This window comes from Nguyenibacter vanlangensis (assembly GCF_013376155.1).
GTDB classification, from domain to species: domain Bacteria; phylum Pseudomonadota; class Alphaproteobacteria; order Acetobacterales; family Acetobacteraceae; genus Gluconacetobacter; species Gluconacetobacter vanlangensis.
Genome location: NZ_JABXXP010000310.1, coordinates 1 through 3,445 on the forward strand (window position 1 = coordinate 1; position 3,445 = coordinate 3,445).

The 3,445-nt window shown below is 63.4% G+C and carries 3 protein-coding genes; 2 read left to right on the top strand and 1 reads right to left on the bottom strand.

Annotated elements, in window-relative coordinates:
• On the top strand, positions 1 to 1,781 hold a 1,781-nt coding region (locus HUK84_RS12910; protein WP_456306671.1), incomplete at its 5' end, for an Lhr family helicase.
• An 83-nt stretch (positions 1,782 to 1,864) separates the two neighbouring features.
• Positions 1,865 to 2,623: a DUF72 domain-containing protein gene (locus HUK84_RS12915; protein WP_176640658.1), complete on the top strand. Its 759-nt coding sequence runs from the start codon at positions 1,865 to 1,867 to the stop codon at positions 2,621 to 2,623.
• A 71-nt stretch (positions 2,624 to 2,694) separates the two neighbouring features.
• On the opposite strand, the gene HUK84_RS12920 is transcribed toward HUK84_RS12915, so the two are convergent.
• On the bottom strand, positions 2,695 to 3,333 hold the full coding sequence (locus tag HUK84_RS12920) for a manganese catalase family protein (RefSeq protein WP_218064363.1): 639 nt from the start codon (positions 3,331 to 3,333) through the stop codon (positions 2,695 to 2,697).
• Positions 3,334 to 3,445 lie beyond the last annotated feature (112 nt).

Sequence of the window (3,445 nt, forward strand, 5' to 3'; positions counted from 1 at the left end):
CCGCCCGGGTGCGCGACGCGCTCGGCGTGACGCTGCCGGCCGGTCTGCCCGACGTCTTCCTGCAGCCGGCCGCCGACCCGCTCGGCGATCTGATCGCGCGATATGCGCGCACCCATGGACCGTTCACGACGAACGCGATCGCAGTCCGTTTCGGGCTCGGCGTCACGGTCGCCGACGCGGCACTGGAACGGCTGCGCGCGCAGGGCAAGCTGCTCAAGGGGAATTTCGGCGTCGAGCGCCGGCTGGAAGCGCAGGAGGAGTCCGCGGGCGCCGATCCGTCGATGCGCAATCCCCCCATGCCTAATCCTCTGGCTGGCCACGAATGGATAGCGGACGACGTGTTCCGGCGCCTGCGGCTGCGCTCGCTAAAGGCCGCGCGCGAGGCGACCCGCCCGGCCACCAGAGAAGCCTATGTACGCCTGCTACTGGAACGCCACGGCCTTGTTGCCCTGTCCGTCGGGCAGGCCGCGCTGCATCCCAGGCATACGGAGGGGGGAGCCCTCACGGGCATCGACGGTGTCGCCCGCGTTATCGAACAACTCGCCGGCGTGCCTTTGCCGGCTTCGGTGTGGGAGAACCAGATCCTGCGTGCCCGTGTGCACAACTACACCCCGGCCATGCTGGACGAACTGATCTCCATCGGGACGGTCCTGTGGTGCGGCCATGGCAAGCTCGGCGGGGAAGACGGCCTGATCTCCTTGCATCCGCGAGAATTCGCCGCCGAAACTCTTCCGCCCACAGCAGGCGCTGATGACGCAGCGGCCCTGTCGCCGCTTCAGCGAGCGATCCTCGATGTTCTCGCCGATGGCGGAGCCTATTTCGCACGCCAGCTTGCGACATTGGCGCCCGCCCGATTGGTGGAGGGACCGGCCGGGATCAGGGACGATGGTCCGCTGGTTCCGACGTCCGATCTCGCTACGGCGCTCTGGGACCTTGCCTGGGCCGGATATATCACCAGCGACAACTGGTCGCCGCTACGGGCTCGCACGGGCGCACGCGCGCCGCACCGTCCGATTCACCTGTCGCGGCGGCGCAGGGGGCTTCGCGGATTGTCCTCGTTCGCGCAATCGAGGACAACCGGTGCTTCGACATCCGGTGCACGGGGCGATCCGACCCTGGCGGGCCGCTGGTCGCTGTTGCCCCGCGAATCGGCCAGCGACACCGCCCGTACGCTGGCACTGGTCGAGGGGCTTCTCGACCGGTACGGCATCGTCACACGCGGCGCGGCCGTCGCGGAAGACGTGCCGGGCGGCTTTCCCGCGCTCCAGCCGCTTTTCCGGAGCATGGAAGATGCGGGGCAGATCGTGCGCGGCCGCTTCGTCGAAGGGCTGGGAGCCGCCCAGTTCGCGGAACGTGCGACCGTCGACCGGCTCCGCGAACTCGCGGACATGCGTTCCGCCGATCCCGTTCCGGTCGCGCTTTCGGCTGGCGATCCGGCCAACCCCTTCGGCATGATTTTGCCATGGCCGCCGCACCGATCCGCGATCCGCCCGACCCGCCGCGGCGGCGCGTTCGTCGTGATCGCCGACGAACGCCTTGTATTCTATCTTACGCAGGGCGGCCGTAACCTGCTGACTTATATCGATGCGGATGATCCCGCCCTCGCCCCCTTGCTCAGCACCGGCCTTGCAGCGCTCGCCGCCGCGCTTAAGCGCGAGAAGCATCTCATGTTCACGCTTGAAATGGTTGACGACCGTCCCGTGAGGACGACGAAGCTTGACGCCGCCCTGCGCGCCTGCGGTTTCTCAATGGTGCCGAAGGGCCTGAGCTGGCATCAATAACGCGGCAGCCCCGGGATCGGCTGGCAGGAATCGCAAGCTGGGAGCTGAGATCCGTCGTCGTCCGGTCATAGGAGAAGCCGCTCATGTCCATTCGCATCGGCGTCGCTGGTTGGTCGATCCCGTCCGCGCTTGCCCAGCGATTTCCCTCGGTCGGCACGCACCTTGAACGTTATGGCGCGCGCTTTTCAGCTGTCGAGATCAATAGCAGCTTCTATCGACCGCACCGGCGCACGACCTATGAGCGCTGGGCAGCAAGCGTGCCGCCCGAATTCCGCTTCTCCGTCAAGCTGCCCAAAACGATCACGCATGAGCGCCGCTTGATCGATTGTCGGGCGCTCATCGAACGCTTTGCCGAGGAAACGAGCGGCTTGGGCGACAAGCGTGGTCCCGTCCTGGTTCAGCTTCCTCCGAGTTTCGCCTACGCCGGCGACATCACCGAACGATTCATCAATGAGCTGAAGGCCACGGTCACTGGAGCTGTCGTTTTGGAGCCGAGACATGCCAGTTGGCTCCAGCCGGAGGTCGACCACATGTTAGGGAGGCAGCAAGTGTCACGGGTCGCGGCGGATCCGGCCAAACCATTGCTTGCGGCGCAACCCGGAGGCTGGAGCGGCCTCGCCTATTTTCGGCTGCACGGCTCCCCTCGCATCTACGAGTCAATTTATGGGAAAGAGGCTATTGAAGCTCATGCGAAAGTCGTTGCTTCGCTCGCCACGCGCGGCGCCGATGTTTGGACGATCTACGACAACACCATCTATGGCGCAGCCACCCAGAACGCGTTTCAGCTTACCGAAACTGTGATTGAATACGAAGTCGGAGACGAATTGGTCAGTTGCCGTTAGCAGGCGAAACCGCATGCGCGGGAGCCGTCTTCCTTACCGGCTCCCGTGACATCATAGTGGACGGACTCGTGTCAGTTCGGTCCGTCCACCGCCATCAGTTCAGGATGAAATGCAGGGCTGTCTATACACTTGAATCCCCCTTTACTCGACAAGGCGCCGGCCATGTCCGCAGAACCGTCTCCATCTTCATCGGTCGAATCATTGAAATATTGGTCCACCAGATCCGGAGTGGGCTGAAGCGAGCCGATCTCCAGAGGCGACAAGCCCAGGCTGTCCAGTGCCAGCATGAAGGCCTTCATATGCGTGATTTCACGGGTCATCAGGAACTGCAGCGCATCCCGTGTGCCCTGGTCGTCACAAAAATCGATCAACCGTTCATAGGTGATCTTCGCACGGGCCTCCGCCGCGATATTGTTGCGAAGGTCTACCTCTGGCTGCCCAGTGATCTTCAGGTAATCAGCCGTCCACGCATTGCCTCGGGAGTTAAACAGATTGACACCGCTCCCCCCGGTGATGGCGAGCAGCGGGTCGGCGTCAGCGTCCTCGCGCGACGTTTTCATCGGCTTGAGGTGCATGCGAGCCAGCGTGCCGATCACCTCCAGGTGACTCAATTCCTCGGTGCCGATATCCATCAGCAGATCCTTCAACATCGGATCATCCGTGTTAATGCCCTGAATCGAATATTGCATCGCCGCGGCCAACTCGCTCACAACCCATCAGTTTTTATGGGGTCTGGATTGACGTGCTGAATCTGGCTGTGATTCAAGGATTCTGCCCTTGTGAGGAGCGGATTTGGCATGACCCCGGCTATTGTGGAAATGG

What these genes read in the sequence shown, in the direction of transcription:
- HUK84_RS12915 (WP_176640658.1), top strand. Translation starts at nt 1,865, where the DNA reads ATGTCCATTCGCATCGGCGTCGCTGGTTGGTCGATCCCGTCCGCGCTT.